This is a genomic window from Ruegeria atlantica (assembly GCF_013032505.1).
Taxonomy (GTDB): Bacteria; Pseudomonadota; Alphaproteobacteria; order Rhodobacterales; family Rhodobacteraceae; genus Ruegeria; species Ruegeria atlantica_F.
Genome location: NZ_WQCG01000004.1, coordinates 48,941 through 65,576, shown reverse-complemented (window position 1 = coordinate 65,576; position 16,636 = coordinate 48,941). Strand labels below are relative to the sequence as shown.

Annotated in this window: 18 protein-coding genes; 9 read left to right on the top strand and 9 right to left on the bottom strand. The window is 56.0% G+C overall.

Annotated elements, in window-relative coordinates; genetic code table 11:
- Positions 1–57: 57 nt before the first annotated feature.
- Positions 58–1,008: an AraC family transcriptional regulator gene (locus GOW92_RS15910; RefSeq protein WP_170561664.1), complete on the bottom strand. Its 951-nt coding sequence runs from the start codon at positions 1,006–1,008 to the stop codon at positions 58–60.
- A gap of 127 nt (positions 1,009–1,135) precedes the next feature.
- On the bottom strand, positions 1,136–2,002 hold the full coding sequence (locus tag GOW92_RS15905) for a branched-chain amino acid aminotransferase (protein WP_170561661.1): 867 nt from the start codon (positions 2,000–2,002) through the stop codon (positions 1,136–1,138).
- A 158-nt stretch (positions 2,003–2,160) separates the two neighbouring features.
- Between GOW92_RS15905 and GOW92_RS15900 the strand changes: the two genes are divergently transcribed.
- From GOW92_RS15900 to GOW92_RS15870, 7 genes are all read left to right on the top strand, one after another.
- A complete protein-coding gene (locus tag GOW92_RS15900; RefSeq protein ID WP_170561659.1) occupies positions 2,161–2,673 on the top strand; it encodes a MarR family winged helix-turn-helix transcriptional regulator in 513 nt (170 codons plus the stop codon).
- Positions 2,670–3,371 carry a response regulator gene (locus GOW92_RS15895; protein ID WP_170561657.1) on the top strand — a complete coding sequence of 234 codons (702 nt, stop codon included), beginning with the start codon at positions 2,670–2,672 and terminating at the stop codon, positions 3,369–3,371. Before GOW92_RS15900 ends, GOW92_RS15895 begins: the two co-directional genes overlap by 4 nt.
- 64 nt (positions 3,372–3,435) lie before the next feature.
- Positions 3,436–4,362 carry a histone deacetylase family protein gene (locus tag GOW92_RS15890; RefSeq protein ID WP_170561655.1) on the top strand — a complete coding sequence of 309 codons (927 nt, stop codon included), beginning with the start codon at positions 3,436–3,438 and terminating at the stop codon, positions 4,360–4,362.
- The gene (locus GOW92_RS15885) at positions 4,359–4,601 is read left to right on the top strand and encodes an exodeoxyribonuclease VII small subunit (RefSeq protein WP_058272726.1); all 243 of its coding nucleotides are present in this window, start codon (positions 4,359–4,361) and stop codon (positions 4,599–4,601) included. Before GOW92_RS15890 ends, GOW92_RS15885 begins: the two co-directional genes overlap by 4 nt.
- Positions 4,602–5,468: a polyprenyl synthetase family protein gene (locus GOW92_RS15880; RefSeq protein ID WP_170561653.1), complete on the top strand. Its 867-nt coding sequence runs from the start codon at positions 4,602–4,604 to the stop codon at positions 5,466–5,468.
- Between the two features lie 14 nt (positions 5,469–5,482).
- The gene (dxs, locus tag GOW92_RS15875) at positions 5,483–7,411 is read left to right on the top strand and encodes a 1-deoxy-D-xylulose-5-phosphate synthase (protein WP_170561651.1); all 1,929 of its coding nucleotides are present in this window, start codon (positions 5,483–5,485) and stop codon (positions 7,409–7,411) included.
- Between the two features lie 213 nt (positions 7,412–7,624).
- On the top strand, positions 7,625–8,047 hold the full coding sequence (locus GOW92_RS15870; RefSeq protein ID WP_217356557.1) for a hypothetical protein: 423 nt from the start codon (positions 7,625–7,627) through the stop codon (positions 8,045–8,047).
- 56 nt (positions 8,048–8,103) lie between these two features.
- On the opposite strand, the gene bfr is transcribed toward GOW92_RS15870, so the two are convergent.
- From bfr to GOW92_RS15835, 7 genes are all read right to left on the bottom strand, one after another.
- A complete protein-coding gene (gene bfr, locus GOW92_RS15865; RefSeq protein ID WP_170561647.1) occupies positions 8,104–8,589 on the bottom strand; it encodes a bacterioferritin in 486 nt (161 codons plus the stop codon).
- Between the two features lie 191 nt (positions 8,590–8,780).
- Positions 8,781–9,689: a sterol desaturase family protein gene (locus GOW92_RS15860; RefSeq protein WP_254453056.1), complete on the bottom strand. Its 909-nt coding sequence runs from the start codon at positions 9,687–9,689 to the stop codon at positions 8,781–8,783.
- A 149-nt stretch (positions 9,690–9,838) separates the two neighbouring features.
- Entirely contained in the window at positions 9,839–11,239 is a 1,401-nt protein-coding gene (locus tag GOW92_RS15855) for a DUF4856 domain-containing protein (RefSeq protein WP_170561642.1), read from the bottom strand.
- 585 nt (positions 11,240–11,824) lie between these two features.
- Positions 11,825–12,991, bottom strand: a complete 1,167-nt coding sequence (locus tag GOW92_RS25360; protein ID WP_170561640.1) for an adenylate/guanylate cyclase domain-containing protein — start codon at positions 12,989–12,991, stop codon at positions 11,825–11,827.
- Between the two features lie 112 nt (positions 12,992–13,103).
- The gene (locus tag GOW92_RS15845) at positions 13,104–13,706 is read right to left on the bottom strand and encodes an NAD(P)H-dependent oxidoreductase (RefSeq protein ID WP_170561638.1); all 603 of its coding nucleotides are present in this window, start codon (positions 13,704–13,706) and stop codon (positions 13,104–13,106) included.
- Positions 13,703–14,095: a nuclear transport factor 2 family protein gene (locus GOW92_RS15840; RefSeq protein WP_170561636.1), complete on the bottom strand. Its 393-nt coding sequence runs from the start codon at positions 14,093–14,095 to the stop codon at positions 13,703–13,705. Before GOW92_RS15840 ends, GOW92_RS15845 begins: the two co-directional genes overlap by 4 nt.
- 20 nt (positions 14,096–14,115) lie before the next feature.
- Entirely contained in the window at positions 14,116–14,610 is a 495-nt protein-coding gene (locus tag GOW92_RS15835; protein ID WP_217356556.1) for a nuclear transport factor 2 family protein, read from the bottom strand.
- A 141-nt stretch (positions 14,611–14,751) separates the two neighbouring features.
- Here GOW92_RS15835 and GOW92_RS15830 point away from each other — a divergent pair, with 141 nt between their 5' ends.
- Complete coding sequence (locus tag GOW92_RS15830) at positions 14,752–15,648, top strand: LysR family transcriptional regulator (protein ID WP_170561634.1); 897 nt, start codon at positions 14,752–14,754, stop codon at positions 15,646–15,648.
- 51 nt (positions 15,649–15,699) lie between these two features.
- Positions 15,700–16,587, top strand: coding sequence for an AraC family transcriptional regulator (locus GOW92_RS15825; RefSeq protein WP_170561632.1), 888 nt, complete (start codon positions 15,700–15,702; stop codon positions 16,585–16,587).
- The last annotated feature ends 49 nt before the right edge of the window (positions 16,588–16,636 follow it).

Here is a 16,636-nt window from a genome sequence, read left to right as displayed (position 1 = left end):
ACGTTTAATTCCGGATCGTCCGCGAAAAATTGCAGATCGTTCAGATCTCAGGTTCGATCAGTGCATTGATCGATAAGCTGCCGGTGACACCCCAACCTGTTTTTTGAACACGCGCGAAAATGCGGCCTCCGAGGCATATCCCACCTCGGCCGCTGCATCAGCCACGTTCCAGCGGGCCTCGATCAGGCCATGACACGCGATCTGCATCCGCCAATCAGTCAGGTATTGCATAGGCGTGGTCGCCATCTTCTCCGCAAAGAGTTGCGCGAAGGCGGTGCGTGACATTCCCGCCTCGCGTGCCAGGGTCTCAACGCTCCACTCTTTCGCGGGCGATTGGTGAACCGCAGTCAACGCCCGCGAGATACGGGGATCTGCAAATCCGGCCAAAGCTGTGTCGCTGGGGCTTTGATGTTCAAGATGGGCGCGAATGGCCTGTGCAAACAAGACTTCGGACAGTTTCAGCGCAATAAGGTCACCCCCTATCCGCGCTCCGTTAATCTCGGACCCGATCATGCGCAGAGTTGCTTCGATCCAGGCCCCGGCTTCCTCACCATAGTTTTCAATCAGGATGTAAGAGGGAAGCCGGTCTATCAGCATATGCCCGGTTCCCTTTCGCCCCGGCGGTCCTGTGAATGAGAAATGACCGCAGATCAGTTGCGTATCGCGGCTTTTATCTTCGCCGCCGTAAACCAGAACTCCATCACCCTGATATCCAGCATCTTCCAACACCTGTTCAAGCGGCAGGGCATCCATTGGCTGGACCTCATTGCACAGCAGCGCGTGGGCAGATCCGTGCGGGATCAGGATCAGATCGCCCTGCTTGAGACGCAAAGATTCCCCTGTATTAGAGACGAATACCTTTAACTCGCCACGCTGTACAAAGTGAAATCGGGCCACGTTTTGATAGGCCGGCACCTGTATGCCAAACGGCGGCGTAAACGAGGTTCGAAAGTAGAATGTGCCCTTCAAGGACAGGCGGGTGAGAATATCGCTAAGTAAATCCAACATTGGATTAAGATAGACACGGCCGCGCGTTCGTCCAGCTATGTGAACGATCTGCAAGGATTCTTGAACGTACGGCAATGAAAAAGCCCCCGCGAAAACGCAAGGGCTTCAATCACAGCTGCAAGTCCGATCAAGCGCGCACGAGCGCCTCATAATCTGCCGCGATCTCACGAGTCAGATCTCCGACCTCAAACGTATAGTCGCCGATTTGGCCAACCGGCGTGACCTCGGCTGCCGTCCCGGTCAGCCAGCACTGTTCGAAATCGGCCATTTCCTCGGGCTTGATGCGGCGTTCGTGAACAGTGATGCCTTTGTCCTTAAGCATCTGAATGACGGTCTGGCGGGTGATCCCGTTCAGGAAGCAATCGGCCAGAGGTGTATGAACCTCACCATCTTTCACGAAGAACACATTCGCCCCGGTCGCCTCGGCCACGTAGCCGCGCCAATCCATGAACAGCGCGTCCGAGCAACCTTTGGCCTCGGCCTTATGTTTCGAGATGGTGCAGATCATATAAAGACCCGCCGCCTTGGCGTGAACCGGGATGGTTTCCGGGCTTGGGCGTTTCCATTCCGCGATATCCAGCTTGGCGCCCTGCATCTTGGCGTCGCCATAATAGGCACCCCACGGCCAAACAGCCACGGCCATTCGGACGGGGTTCTTAGCCGATGCCACACCCATATCGTCGCCCGAACCGCGCCAGACCAGTGCCCGGACATAGGCGTCCTGCAAGCCGCTGGCTTTCAGAGCTTCTTCTTTGGCGGCCTCGATATCGTCCACCGAATAGGGCATCGGCATATCCAGCGCTTCGGCCGAAGCAATCAGGCGCTCAGAATGTTCGCGACTTTTGAAAATCTTGCCGTTATAAGCACGCTCACCTTCGAACACCGAAGACGCATAGTGCATCGCATGGGTCAGGATGTGCACATTGGCTTCGCGCCAGGGCACCAGTTTGCCATCCAACCAGATGACACCGTCACGATCATCATACCCCGCCATGCGAAACCTCCTGACCTGGGACAAATTTCCGATTATTGCGCCAATTAAGTCCGTTTCGGACATAAAGTTACGCAAAAACTGCGATTCGATACCTGTCCACTCTTGGAATGTCAATAACGCTGACATAAACTCGAATAGAGTAACGAATGAGGCATACTATGTCGGATACCCGTCCCGCCCCAGCCTTTGGTGGCGAGAGCCTGTTGTTTTTGACCGACGAGCAGTTGCGGCAAGGAATTGAGGCGATGTTTTTCGCCTATCGCGGTTTTACCGCTGACCCTGATCGCATATTGACCGAAATGGCCTATGGACGGGCGCATCACCGGGCAATCCACTTCATCAACCGTGCACCGGGGACGACGGTCAATAATCTGCTGGCCATCCTCGGGGTAACAAAACAGTCTCTAAACCGTGTTCTGCGCACGCTGATCGAAGATGGGCTTGTGGAAAGCCGGGTCGGATCAGTGGACAAACGTGAAAGACACCTATTTCTGACAGAACAGGGCAAGTCGCTTGAAGCAAAACTGTCCGAGGCCCAGCGCGTACGGATGCGCGCAGCCTATAAAGAGGCGGGCCCTGAGGCGGTGTCGGGGTTTCGTAAAGTGCTTGAAGCGATGATGGATGCTGATATGCGTCATGCCTATACGAAACTGCGGGAAACCACCTCATGAGCGATATGGACGCCCATCTGCTGATCGTCGACGATGATGAGCGCATTCGTGACCTGTTGAAAAAGTTTCTGATGCGGAACGGATTTTTGGTGACGGCCGCGCGAGATGCAGCGCATGCGCGACGAGTGTTGTCGGGGCTGGATTTCGACATGATCGTGCTCGACGTGATGATGCCGGGCGAAGATGGCGTCAGCCTGACGAAAGCCCTGCGGGAGACTCATGCAACTCCGATCCTGCTGCTGACAGCACGCGGCGAAACCGAGCACCGCATAGCCGGGCTTGAGGCTGGTGCGGATGACTACCTGGCGAAACCATTTGAGCCCAAAGAACTGCTGCTGCGGATCAACGCGATCTTGCGGCGGATGCCGGAAACACCCGCGCAGGATGCGACGGCAAAGATACTGAACCTTGGCCCGATCCGGTATGATATCGAACGTGGCGAGATGTGGCAGGGCGAAGACCCGGTGCGCCTAACGGCGACAGAAAGTCAGTTGATGAAGATTTTCTCGGCCCAACCCGGAGAGCCGATCAGCCGAACCAAACTGGTCGAAGATCTGGGCCGCGACAAGGGTCAGGCGCAGGAACGCGCGGTGGACGTTCAGATCACCCGTCTGCGCCGCAAGATCGAACAGGACCCCAAGCAGCCGCGTTACCTGCAGACCGTCCGTGGCGCCGGATATATGCTGGCACCTGATTGATTCAGCCGCGGCGCCTTCTTGCCTTGGGCGAGGATAATTTTGGCCAGATGAAGATGGGATCCCGATGACAACCGCCCTTTTGACCCACGCCGATTGCCTTGATCACGTGACACCGCAAGGTCACCCCGAGCGAGTGGCACGATTAGAGCACATTCTTCACGCATTAGAAGGCTTGGAACTGACGCGTGTAACCGCCCCTTTGGCAGCGGATGACGACTTGCTGCGCGTGCATCCGGAAAGCCATATCCGTGAAATCCGTAATAACAGACCCACCGATGGCTTCAAACAGATTGACGGCGATACCTTCATGTCCCCGGGGTCGGTGGACGCAGCTTACCGGGCTGCCGGTGCAGTTGTGCGGGCGGTAGATATGGTTTTGGGTGGCGAAGCCTCGAATGCGTTTTGCGCCATCCGCCCGCCCGGTCACCACGCCGAAACCGAAACGGCAATGGGGTTCTGCCTGTTTGGAAACGCCGCGCTGGCGGCCAAGCACGCATTAGATCATCATGGATTGAAGCGCGTAGCTGTCGTTGATTTCGACGTTCACCACGGAAATGGCACGCAGGATCTGCTGTGGGATGAAAGACGTGCACTGGTGATCACCAGCCAGCAAATGCCACTGTGGCCCGGATCAGGGCGCCCGGACGAAACCGGCGCTTATGAGACCGTTTTAAACATCCCGTTGGCGCCCGGCACAGGTGGGGCCGAGATGCGGACAGCTTATGAAACGCAAGCCTTCCCGAGACTGCGCGCATTCAAGCCGGAACTGATCATCATCTCGGCAGGTTTTGATGCGCATCAGGACGATCCGCTGGCCAACTTGAACTGGTCGACAGGCGATTTTGCTTGGGTCACGGCCGCGCTGTGCAAGATCGCCGATGAGCTGTGTGAAGGTCGTATCGTCTCGACTTTGGAGGGCGGGTATGATCTGAACGCCCTTGCCGAGGCCACTCGTGCCCATGTGGAAGAACTGATGAAGGCAGCCCGATGACCGATACTCCTGTAGATCAGATGACATTCGAACAAGCGATGAAGGAGCTTGAGGCCGTTGTCGGCCAGTTGGAGCGTGGCGACGTGGCGCTGGATCAGTCCATCGCGCTATATGAACGTGGTGCCGCACTAAAAAAACGCTGTGAAGATGAGCTCAAGCGAGCCGAGGAAAAAGTGGCGGCGATCACCTTGGATGCCAACGGGCAGCCAACCGGGACGACGCCTGTCGAAGGTCAGTAAATGTTCAAAGAAGTTCTGGCGCAGGATGCCGCGCGGATTCAGGCTCAGTTCGATCTGGTTCTGAACGCGCTGGACGATTTGGACGTGACCCGGGCGATGGCCTACACCACCCAAGGCGGCAAGCGGTTGCGCGGGTTTCTGGTGCTGGAAAGCGCGCGGATGCACGGCGTCGATGACGCAAAGGCGATCTGGCCCGCAACAGGGATCGAGGCGCTGCACGCCTATTCGTTGGTTCATGATGACCTACCCTGCATGGATGATGACGATCTGCGGCGCGGGCGCCCGACAGTCCATGTGAAATGGGACGACGGCACCGCCGTTTTGGCTGGGGACGCGCTTCAGACGCTGGCCTTCGAGCTGTGCGTCCGGCCCGAGGTTGGAAATTCCGAGGTTCGCGCAGATTTGGCTCTGACGCTTGCCAAAGCCAGCGGCGCGCAAGGGATGGTTTTGGGCCAGGCGCTGGATATGGCGGCCGAAACAGCGGCCGCGCCCCTATCTCTGGAGCAGATCACCAAGTTGCAGGCGGGCAAAACCGGTGCTCTGATCGAATGGTCCGCCTGCGCCGGTGCGCGGCTGGCCCAAGCGGATCCTGAACCCTTGCGCCAATATGCCCAATCACTTGGCCTTGCTTTTCAAATCGCGGATGACATTCTGGATATCGAAGGTGATGCTGAGAAGGCCGGAAAACGACTGCAAAAGGACACCGATGCCGGCAAGGCCACGTTTGTATCGCTGATGGGTCTGGACGCCGCTAAGACGCGTGCTGCAGATTTGGTAGAACAGGCCTGTGCAGCGTTGGATGGGTACGGTGCAAAGGCTGGTACCTTGAAGGACGCAGCACGCTTCGTTATTGCCCGGGACAGCTAAGCCAGGAACGCCATATGTCTGACCGCCCGAACACGCCCCTGCTGGACCTTGTGAACCGCCCCGCGGATCTCAAGCAGTTTTCGGACGCGCAGCTGCATCAGGTGGCCCAGGAATTACGGTCTGAGACGATCTCGGCCGTGTCTGTTACCGGCGGACATCTGGGCGCGGGTCTGGGTGTTGTTGAACTGACAACCGCTCTGCACGCTGTATTCGATACGCCGCGCGACAAGATCATCTGGGACGTTGGTCACCAGTGCTATCCGCACAAAATCCTGACTGAGCGGCGCGACCGTATCCGCACGCTTCGGATGAAGGACGGGCTAAGTGGTTTTACCAAACGCAGTGAAAGCCCCTATGACCCGTTTGGCGCGGCACATAGTTCAACCTCGATCAGCGCCGCACTGGGTTTCGCTGTTGCCCGCGATCTGGGCGGCGTAACACCTGAAGGTCTGGGCGACGCGATTGCCGTGATCGGCGACGGTTCGATGTCTGCGGGTATGGCCTTTGAGGCGATGAACAACGCAGGCCATCTGAAAAAACGCCTGATCGTCATCCTGAATGACAACGAGATGAGCATCGCCCCACCGGTGGGCGCGCTGTCAAATTACCTGTCGCGCATTTACGCCGAAGAACCCTTTCATGATCTGAAAGCCGCCGCCAAAGGCGCGGTTTCCCTGCTGCCGGAACCGTTCCGCGAGGGGGCAAAACGGGCCAAAGAGATGCTTAAGGGCATGGCCGTGGGGGGAACGTTGTTCGAGGAGCTGGGTTTTTCCTATCTCGGCCCGATCGACGGACACGACATGGATCAGCTGTTACCCGTCCTGCGAACGGTTAAGGCGCGCGCGGCCGGTCCGATCCTGATTCATGTGCTGACAAAAAAGGGCAAGGGCTACGCCCCTGCTGAGCAAGCCCGCGACAAGGGCCACGCTACCGCGAAATTCGACGTAGTAACGGGCGAACAGAAAAAAGCGCCATCGAATGCTCCGTCCTACACATCTGTTTTTGGCAAGGCGCTGGTTGAAGAAGCCGCGCGGGATGACAAGATCGTCGCCGTGACCGCTGCGATGCCCGACGGCACCGGGCTGAACCTGTTTGCCGAACGCTACCCATCGCGCTGTTTTGATGTGGCGATTGCCGAGCAACACGGCGTAACCTTCGCCGCCGCGCTGGCGGCCGGGGGTATGAAACCGTTTTGCGCAATGTACTCCACCTTTTTGCAGCGCGGTTATGATCAGGTCGTGCATGACGTGGCCATTCAGCGCCTGCCCGTGCGTTTCGCCATAGACCGTGCCGGTCTGGTGGGTGCGGATGGTGCAACCCACGCCGGGTCATTCGATATCGCTTATTTGTCCAACCTGCCCGGCATTGTTGTCATGGCCGCAGCGGATGAGGCCGAGTTGGTGCATATGGTGGCCACCGCGGTGGCGCATGACGATGGCCCTATCGCCTTTCGCTACCCACGCGGGGAAGGCGTCGGCGTCGACTTGCCCGAACGCGGTGAGGTTTTGGAAATCGGCAAAGGCCGGATCATCCAGGAAGGCGCGCGCGTCGCGCTGTTGTCATTCGGAACCCGGCTGGCTGAAGTGCAAAAGGCAGCCGAGGCTCTGGCCGCACGCGGGATCACACCGACGATCGCCGACGCCAGGTTCGCCAAACCGCTGGACCGCGATTTGATATTGGATCTGGCCGCCAACCACGAAGCGTTGATCACCATCGAAGAGGGTGCCATTGGCGGCTTTGGCAGTCATGTTGCCCAGCTTTTGGCGGATGAAGGCGTTTTTGACCAAGGCCTCAAATATCGGTCCATGGTTTTGCCCGACACCTTTATCGACCAGGCCAACCCTGCGGATATGTATACGGTTGCGGGCCTGAATGCCGAGCAGATCGAGGCCAAAGTTTTGTCCGTCCTGGGCGTTGTATCCATCGGCGAAAAACGCGCCTGAGGCAGGATACGCAACACCCAAAAAGCTTGGTTGCTTGAAAAGCTGCAAGTGCCATGTTTGGAAATCCGCAGACTTCCTCTGGTTCAGGGTGGGTCTTTGAAAGCACAGGACACGCTTACGTACGGGCGTGACGTTCCGGCGAGGCCGATTTTCTGGTAGGAAATAGAAAAACGAAAACTCCACCCTTGAGCAGGCGGGCGGATGAGAAACATCATGGCAGCTTTGGCGGCGCTCTTTCTGATGAGCGTGGCGGCAACCTCAAAAGAGATACAGGTCGGCAATGATCCGGGTGGGCGGATAGTGGATCGCATGGTCCAGATAGAAATCGCCAACCGAACCGACGCGCAGTTTCAAATCATTGGAGATTACTGCCACTCTAGCTGCACCATGCTGCTGGGCGCGGACGATGTCTGTATTTCGCCCCAGACGATCTTCGGGTTTCACGGTCCCCATCGTTCGAATCGGAAAAAGATGTCGGCAGATGAGTTCGCCAGAAAAAGCGCGTCACTGTCGAGCTACTACCCAAGTCCTGTCAGAAACTGGTTCATGTCCAAGGCGCGGTTCGCCGGGCCCAACGAGCTTTTGTTTGTGACCGGTGAGTACCTGATAGGCCTCGGCGTGCAAGAGTGCGCATAAGCACGCGATACCCACTTCCTTGGCGGGTATCGCAAAGCCTGTGCCATCAGGAGCAACTATTCGGCATCTTCCATTTTGGTTGCGTTTAGTTGCGCGAAGAGCTCGGCTCCGACGCGGTCATACAATTCGATCTGAGTCTCGAGGAAGTCGATATGGCCTTCTTCGTCCGACATCAGGCTTTCGAACAAACTCATCGAGACATAATCTCCGGCCTCTTTGCAGACGTCCCGCGCTTCTTTATAAAGTGCGCGCGCGCTTTGTTCCGCAGCAAGATCGCATTCCAGCGTTTCCCGGGGATTTTCACCAATCCGCAGGGGGTCAAGTTTTTGCAGGTTGGGATGGCCTTCCAGAAAGATAATACGCTCGATCAGTTTGTCAGCGTGCTCCATCTCTTCGATGGATTCTTCGCGGCTTTTCTTGGCCATGCTGCCAAGACCCCAATCGTCTTGCAGGCGGTAGTGCAGCCAGTACTGGCTGACGGCCGTCAGTTCGTGGCGCAGAGCTTTGTTCAGGTACTCAATTACCTTTTTGTCACCTTTCATGATGAAACTCCTTGGCTGTGTCTAAAAACTGGTGCGGAAACAACTTTTTTAGGCTCAATGCTATCACCTGACCGACGGAACCCAAAACAGTCAAATATTTGTTTTGAAACAGGTATTTGTCACTTTCCTGACGATTCCCGTTTGAATTAGGGCACGATTTTCTCAGGCACTAACAGTGCATTAGAAAAGGCTTAGTCGTTCCGAAGTGAGCGCCTTTCGACAGCGTCCCGCAGCCGCCCAAATCTTCGCCTTAAAATCCGTGTGATATCCACAAAGGGTCGAAGATAGATATCCATCAAGCGTGACGGATGTGCCTCAGACGGTTGCAAGCCAAATTTCAAATCTTCGTCGCGCCGCGACAGGTACAAAGACCCGAACACCCAGTCCCAAATGGCCAGCGCGACACCAAAATTCTTATCATGATGCTTACGTGCGATTGAGTGATGCACCTGATGCTGCGCAGGTGATATCAAGATGTGTTCCAACCAGGGCCAATACTGGATCGATATGTGCGAGTGCCTGAGGTTGGATCCCGTCACATGAAAGACAAAGGACATGACGTTCACACCAAGAACCGTATAGAGGTCCACCGCACTGCCGAACAGGAACAGGAAAACCGCCATCGTCGTCCCCTGCGCCACCGCGCTGCGCAGGCTAAAGAGAATACCCTCCAGCGGGTGCGTTCTGTAGACCGTGATCGGTGTCAGAGTCTCGGCCGAATGATGGGTTTTGTGGATGGCCCACAGCAGGGGCCAATGGTGCATCCATCTGTGCAGAAGGTATTTGGTAAAATCATCAAGAATGAAGATCGTAACTGTGAACAGGGCAACAATCACACCTATCGGGGCGTCCGAGAATACGCCCCTTTGCAGGAATGCAATGTCATGCAGCGCGTAGTATAGAGCCGTTGCAATCGCCAGCTGTGTCACCAGCAGTGGCGAGATGAACATCGTGAACACGCGGTTTATCAGGAAAATCTTGTAGTCCGCCTTTGCCGAACGCGAAAACAGGATTTTTCGGTCAAATATCTGCTGCAGCGCCAGCTTGAATGACGACCTTCGGACCGCAATCAGCCAAACCAGCGCAATGAGGACTGTCAAAAACAAATACCCCAAAAAGACACGCTTCTTGGGGTTGGAAAAATCGGTCAGGACAGAGCCTATATACTCGATAATATCCAAGTGGTGCCTTTCGGCTTGCTGTCCGGCGGCGCCTTTATGCGCGCCGCCGGATTAGAATCGCAGGATCCTTAGTCGTTTTCTGCCGACGCGTTTTCGCCCAGCTTGTCCGCCAGAGCGGCCAAATCAGCCGTGGCGTCATTGGCGCGGGATTCGATGCCGAATTTTTCGATCAGCAGTTTCTGAACTTTCAGCATGTTGACCTGATAGTCGTCCAGCGTCATTTCACGGCCACGTACAAAGTTGCCGTCTGCGTCAATGTCAGACACCATCTTCCCGTCCGGCATCGCCGGGCCAAAGCCGATCAGCCAGTTCAGGTCGATCGCGGTTGCGCCCAGGTTGTTCTTGCCCGACTGCAGCGCCATCGAGAAGCCTTTCAGCTCACCCCAATGCTTGACGTAGTTACGCAGCGCTTTGTCGCTGTCTTCGCCCGATTTGATCTTGTCGATGTCTTTGTAAACCGAACCGGCATATTTGAACGTGGCTTCAGCCAGCGTCTTTTCCCAGTTGGTTTCGATGATATCGGCATAGTTCTTCAACTCGGCACGCTGTTCATCGGTCAGCGCTTCGCCATTTGCCGAGGCAATCAGCGCGCGGCCGTCGCGGAAGGCGTTGAAGATGGTGGTCATGTACTGGGTGTTCTTATTGCCACCTTTATCAGCACCTGCGGCGTAATATGCCGGACCAAAGACAAACTCAGTCTTCAGGTCGATGACGCCATCGCCATTGGCGTCCGCTGCTGCCAGGTCCTTTTGCTTGGACACGGCATAGTTTTGCTCGGGGGACAGGGTCACGGAATGCGCCGCGGCACCGAAGTAACCGAACGCCTCATCCCATGAATGTTCTTTGCCTGTGTAATGCGCGCCCTCGGAATAGGGCTTGTCGTTGGGCTTGTTGTCGGCTTCCAGTTTTTCGTCCAGATAGTTGTCGACCGCCTGGTTATACGCCATCGCGCCCAGCGTGAATTTTGAGATCAGCTGACCCCAGTCCATCCCGTTGACTGGGTCGTAACCCTGTTCGGACGCGGCGGCCATCTTGATCATCTGCAGCGCAACGTCGACACCCGACTGATTGCCAGGCCAAGCGGTCATTGCGCCGTTATAGAACTTGCCCGAGATGTTCTTGCCCTTGGAGATTTCATTTACAGTAGCTTGCTTGACTGGAAAGCCGTCTTTCGAGACCGGGGCGATGATTTCCAGATCTTCTTCGGATCCGTTGAAATAGGCCAGCATCAGCGCTTCGACTTCGGCTGCATTGTTGCCACCGTCACCTTTTGCAGCGGCTTTCTTCAGGCTGTCGTGCAGAACGTGGCGCGCAATCTGACCCGAATAGGATACGGAATCGGTTTTGTCGCCAGAATACCCCTTCACGGTGACGGGGAACGGACCATAGGCTTGCTCAGCAAACGCAGCGCTGCTGAAGAGCGTCGCGGCAACGAGCGCCGAGGTGAAATTCAGGTTGGACTTAGACATGAGATCCCTCTTCATTTTCAGACTAAAAAAGTCGGATATTTTTTGTTGATGTTTTTAGTCAGCTTTTTGACCGACATGTCAAGTGCAATCCGAACCGGTCATGCGTTTTGTTGGTGGGTTTACCCAACCAGAAGCGTGCTTCTTTTCACCGCAAGGCTTTGTTTCTGAATTGTTTCAAAGGCTATTGCGTGGAACGTTTGATCTCCGTTTTGCGGAATTGGAAAGAAGTGGCTGAAATTGCGGAGCTCCAAATCACGTATTCTCTGAGATTTTGTGTTGTAGTAGGCCAGCGCCGGGGAACGAAGCTGCGGTTCCCCTTTACGTCTGCCTTGCACACATCACCATCAGCGAAATCACACCACGGGTGCGCTGCGGTCATTCTCTATTGACCCGATTCAGGGGTTTAACATCACCTGAAACAGAAATTGGTATTTCAACTGAATCCAGAGGCACGTGACCAACCTGTGCTTTTTTCTTCCTTCCACCGACTGGTATCAAAGTGCAGAAATAGCTACCTTCCCCGCGAAAAGATTTATTCTTGCGATCGGCACGAAAATAACAATTGAGTTCGCCGTTTAGTTGATTTCAGGAGCGTTTCTCTCGGGTCTTAAACACCTCGATTTCCTCGGGCAAACCGCGAACAGAATGATAGCCAGTTGACTGGATACTATGCGCCATGTGCCTGGCGACGCTCTCTGTCACCAATATCTTTTCGTCCAGTTTCTTACACAGGTCCTGAACCCGACTGGCCACGTTCACGGCCTGACCGACGACCGTGAAATCCAAGCGGTCCGGACTGCCGATGTTGCCAAAGGTGACGCGACCGAAATCAATGCCGACTACGAATTTGATTGGCTCTTTTTTCTTTTCGACTGCTGCATCGTTGTAGTCGCGCAGATTGGCCAGAGCTTGTTCTGCCGCCTGTACCGCAGATCTGCACGAGGCTGCCGCATCGTCATCAACGTTGAAAACAGCGAGTATGCCATCCCCCATGAATTTGAGAACGTCACCCCCATTGTCCTGGATAGGTGACACCGCCATCTCGAAATACTCACCCATCATGCAAAGCAAGTCGCTTTCGGACCAGGATGAGGCTTTCTCAGTGAAACCGCGCAGATCCGCAAACAGGATTGCAGCAGAAACTGTTCTGTGTTCGTTGCGCTTTATGTGCCCCTGATCGATTTCTTCTGCGGGGCCGTGCCCCAGATAGGTTTGAAGAAGGCTCTTTTGCGACTGGCGCATCGCAATGGGTTCCAAAGCAGCGGCAAGTGCGTATCGCGTGTCTTCGATGTATCGGATATGCGAGTCCGAAAACCCAGCATCTGCGCTAGAGGTAAAACTAGTGCCCTGAACCGAGCCGTTTCCATGTTCTAGCGGGATGGCCAGAAAATCGGTGGCGCCTGCTTCGGCCAGCTCGGCATAGACCGGATGTTCTGCCTGGACATCGAGATCGGTCAGACGCTTGCGCAATGGGCGCCGCTGGGTGACGACATATTCGAACGGACTGCCTTGCCACGCACTGGTCGACAAAACCGTGGTCGGTACGGTGTAACGGCGGGTTTCCTCGGGTGTCCAGATGATCCCCCACGCGCTGAGCAAAGGGTTAGAGTAATTCTGTGCGATCCTTGCGCGGGCTAAAGGTACGCCAAGCGCGGTCAATCCTTCGCAATACCCTTTGACGATGAGCCTCTCGTCGCCCAGCAGGCGACCATCGGAAATCAACCAGTGGTTCAGGCGATCAATCTCGGTCACTGGGCTCTCACACTCTTGTTCCGCGCTGATAGTTTACCCGTCATTGGTCGTTAGAAAACCCGCGCCGGCTGAAAACCCCATGTTTTTCTGCCGGGCGCAGGAGAGGTCGGCCTCAGCTTACTGCCGCTGCCAGTGAGGGGTCGTCTTCCAATTGTTTGAGCAAACGGGCCTGTCTCACCTTGGGGTCCAGTTCGGGGTCGCTCAAATAGGCCAGCATATGGGGCACGTTCTCGTCAATCTGTTCTTGGGTGGCCACGGCCATACCGTGGGCCACGAACGGCCTTAGATACGTCATTCCGGCCAGGTCCGCCGTCTGTTGGAACGGTTTCAGAAACTCGGCCATGGTAAAGTTGTTGTAACCACCTGCGTGATAGCTGTGCTCGGGGCCTCCAGTCGAAACAAGGATCAGGAACTCACGCCCTTTCAGTTGGTCACCGCCGGGCCCATAAGCGAAACCATAGTTCAGCACCTGATCCATCCAAGCTTTCATCACCGGGGGTGCTGAATACCAGTAGAATGGAAACTGGAACACGATCCGGTCATGGGCCAGCAAGAGGGCCTGTTCGGCTTCGATGTCAAAGCGCATCTCACTGCCGCCGATGGCAGTCAGATCACGGGTCGTCACGTCGGCGGCTTCTGAAAGTGCATCAAACCATGCGCGGTTGATGCGCGATTTGCTTAGGTTCGGGTGAGCGGTGAGTACGAGGGTTTTCATGTCTCTGCCTCTTGCAGCAATTTTGCGGAATATTGGGTGATCAGCGGGCGGCCATCGGGTCGGGTTTCAAAGCGCCAGTTTTCCTGAACGCGAGCTTCGATGTGCTCTCCGGCCACGGTCGTGGCGCGAAACAGAACTTCGAACTGTGCGGCACCGGGCTTAATTGAAACCTTGCTAACGTGATGCTCGGTTGGGCGCTGCAAAGTCTCAAGCACGCCACGATACCAGGCCCGCACGCGGTCATGCCCGCTGAGTGTGGTGTCGACGTCAGGCATGTCCCAGTGCACGTCTGGGTGGAGATCAGGCAGGAATTCTCCGATCGGATCCAGCCTGTCAAATCGGGCAAACCAGTCTGCGATGAAACTGCGGATTTCGGGGTAATCGGGCACTTGAAACACCTGTTGATCGTTTACTTGGCCAGTCGCTCAGGGACCGGAGCCAGCGAGTATTGGGACCAGAAAAACGTGTTTGCCCCATCCTGATCGGCGGACAAGTTGGTTGCTTCGACGATCTTGCCATTCTCGATCCGATAGACGAGGGCCCATGTGGTATCGACATTCGGTTTGCCGTCTGCGTTCGACCAGCCACGGTGGATATCAACCACATGGGTCTCGTCCGCTCCGAAATAGATGGGTTCAGCCTGAAATCCGGCTGTGCCCAGTTGTTCGAAGAAGGCCAGCACCTCATCACGACCAATCTTAGTTCCGGACAAGGGGTGGCGGCCTGGGATGTGCCATTTGACGTTTTCGTCCATCACGGCTGCGATGCCGTCCAGATCACTGGTGCCATAGGCGGCAAAGAAGTCCTGTACGACTTTGATATTGTCTTCGGGGGATGCGGCCATGGCGGTATCTCCTGCGATCAAGGCAGCGGTGAGGGCAGCAACTTTGGTCAGACTGTTCATCTTGTGTCCTCCTGAATACGTGGTGACAGCTTTCTGGGCTGCGATGACACGAAGATAATAACTCCGGCGATAAGTGATAATTCACTCTTTATTCACCTCTTTCATGTATAAAATCTAATAATGGAGTAATTCGGGGACACGATGCGCCTGCCACTTTCCACCCTCGAGATCTTTACCGCCATCGCGCGCCATGGGTCGTTGCGTGCTGCGGCAGAGGTGCTGGGCATCAAACCATCGACCGTCAGCCATCAGCTGAAAGCGCTGGAAGAACAGCTGGGCACCGCGCTTTTTGTCCGGACGACCCGCTCAATCAGCTTAACAGAATCCGGACGCGCCCTGATCCGTGGCGCGGGGCCTGCCTTTGACCAACTCTCCGAAGCAGTCGAAAGTGCCCGCAGCACCGGTCACGCCGCGCGGGGCACGTTGAAACTGGCGATGCCGGAATTCGCCTATCACCTGTATGTTGGCCCGATCCTCAAGAGTTTTTGTGCCGCGTATCCCGAAATCGAATTAGAACTGTCGCTGACCGATGCGCTGTCAGACATACTCGGCGAGGAGTTGCATGCTGGATTCCGTCTGGGGGATCGTGTGGCGCAAGACATGGTGGCGGTGCGGTTGACCCCGCCGCTTCCGGTGACCGTTGTCGCTAGCCCGGACTACCTTGCAACACGGGGTATCCCGGAAACGCCGCGTGATCTACTTGGGCATAACTGCATCCGCTACAGGTTTCAGTCTTCAGGTCAGATTGCGCCATGGAGTTTTCAATCGAGCGAAGGGGAGTACTCTGTCGATGTGCAAGGCAATCTGATCGCGAACGCTCTTCCAGCTTCTGTCGATCTGGCCAAGCGAGGACTGGGACTGGCCTATACGTTCAAAGCCTATGTCGACACGCAGATCGCTGCAGGAGAGTTGCAGCCGGTTCTGGATGACCATTTGGCCCCCACCCCAGGAATTTTCATGTATTTCCCGCGCGAGTATAAATCTATGATGCCCTTGAGGTTATTCATCGACCACATAAAGCGCCGGCAACCTGTTTGACCTTGCACGCGCAGACCTAACATATCGAGTATTGCAAGCTGGAGCCGCTTATTGCCCCTAAGATACGCTGATATCTACCCGTCAGAACCTTTGCTGAACAGCGATGCGATGCAGCGCCCTTCGGCGGCTGGTTTGATGTCAGTGCGTTATTTTCGGGCCGAACCTGATCGGATGCCAGAGGAGGTGTTTGCGGAACACCATGTCCTTTTGAACCTGCAGGAAAAGGGGCATCGCGTGCAAAACTGGCGGGACGGCACGCTGCGGGATTTCACCTTTTGTAAGGACGAGGTAATCGTGACCCCAGCAGGCATGAGGTCGGGGTGGCGGTGGTACGGTCAGTCCGACGTTATTGTGGTCACCTTGCATCCAGACAAGGTTCAGCGCTTTGCCCAAACTGAGCTTGGCACGTTGTTGGCGCCGGAACAGTTTCACGATCAGCCGCAGTTTTCCGATCCCGACTTGTGTGCTGCTGGCGTCATTCTGCGCGACGCGCTTGCAACAGACGATATGTCCTCGGCGGTGATGTTCGAGGCAATGAGCCGGGTATTTCTGGTCAAACTGCTGCAGAAATACGGCAAACGCCGTGCTGAAGAGGTCGAACTGTCCGCGCGTTTTTCATCTCAGCACTATCAACGGGTGCTGGCCTATGTGCAGGACCGTTTGGATCAGACAATCACCGTCGATCAACTGGCCCACGAGGCGGGCATGAGCCCTTCGCGTTTCGCGCGGGTATTCAAGGAAACGCTGGGCTCGACCCCTATGCAATATGTCATGGCCTACCGGGTCGAGCAGGCGATGAAGATGATCGAAGACCCCGCGCGCCCTTTGGGTGATATCGCTTTGGCCTGTGGGTTCTCGGACCAGGCGCATTTTACGCGCAGTTTCAAACAGGTGGTGGGACAGACACCGCGCGCGTTCCGCGCGGCGAATGCTGTCTAAAGCAGGATCGTTCAAAAACGTGGCAGTCCGGTGCAAGTATCGCTGCCGC

What these genes read in the sequence shown, in the direction of transcription:
- GOW92_RS15910 (WP_170561664.1), bottom strand. Translation starts at nt 1,008, where the DNA reads ATGTTGGATTTACTTAGCGATATTCTCACCCGCCTGTCCTTGAAGGGC.
- GOW92_RS15905 (WP_170561661.1), bottom strand. Translation starts at nt 2,002, where the DNA reads ATGGCGGGGTATGATGATCGTGACGGTGTCATCTGGTTGGATGGCAAA.
- GOW92_RS15900 (WP_170561659.1), top strand. Translation starts at nt 2,161, where the DNA reads ATGTCGGATACCCGTCCCGCCCCAGCCTTTGGTGGCGAGAGCCTGTTG.
- GOW92_RS15895 (WP_170561657.1), top strand. Translation starts at nt 2,670, where the DNA reads ATGAGCGATATGGACGCCCATCTGCTGATCGTCGACGATGATGAGCGC.
- GOW92_RS15890 (WP_170561655.1), top strand. Translation starts at nt 3,436, where the DNA reads ATGACAACCGCCCTTTTGACCCACGCCGATTGCCTTGATCACGTGACA.
- GOW92_RS15885 (WP_058272726.1), top strand. Translation starts at nt 4,359, where the DNA reads ATGACCGATACTCCTGTAGATCAGATGACATTCGAACAAGCGATGAAG.
- GOW92_RS15880 (WP_170561653.1), top strand. Translation starts at nt 4,602, where the DNA reads ATGTTCAAAGAAGTTCTGGCGCAGGATGCCGCGCGGATTCAGGCTCAG.
- dxs (WP_170561651.1), top strand. Translation starts at nt 5,483, where the DNA reads ATGTCTGACCGCCCGAACACGCCCCTGCTGGACCTTGTGAACCGCCCC.
- GOW92_RS15870 (WP_217356557.1), top strand. Translation starts at nt 7,625, where the DNA reads ATGGCAGCTTTGGCGGCGCTCTTTCTGATGAGCGTGGCGGCAACCTCA.
- bfr (WP_170561647.1), bottom strand. Translation starts at nt 8,589, where the DNA reads ATGAAAGGTGACAAAAAGGTAATTGAGTACCTGAACAAAGCTCTGCGC.
- GOW92_RS15855 (WP_170561642.1), bottom strand. Translation starts at nt 11,239, where the DNA reads ATGTCTAAGTCCAACCTGAATTTCACCTCGGCGCTCGTTGCCGCGACG.
- GOW92_RS15845 (WP_170561638.1), bottom strand. Translation starts at nt 13,706, where the DNA reads ATGAAAACCCTCGTACTCACCGCTCACCCGAACCTAAGCAAATCGCGC.
- GOW92_RS15835 (WP_217356556.1), bottom strand. Translation starts at nt 14,610, where the DNA reads ATGAACAGTCTGACCAAAGTTGCTGCCCTCACCGCTGCCTTGATCGCA.
- GOW92_RS15830 (WP_170561634.1), top strand. Translation starts at nt 14,752, where the DNA reads ATGCGCCTGCCACTTTCCACCCTCGAGATCTTTACCGCCATCGCGCGC.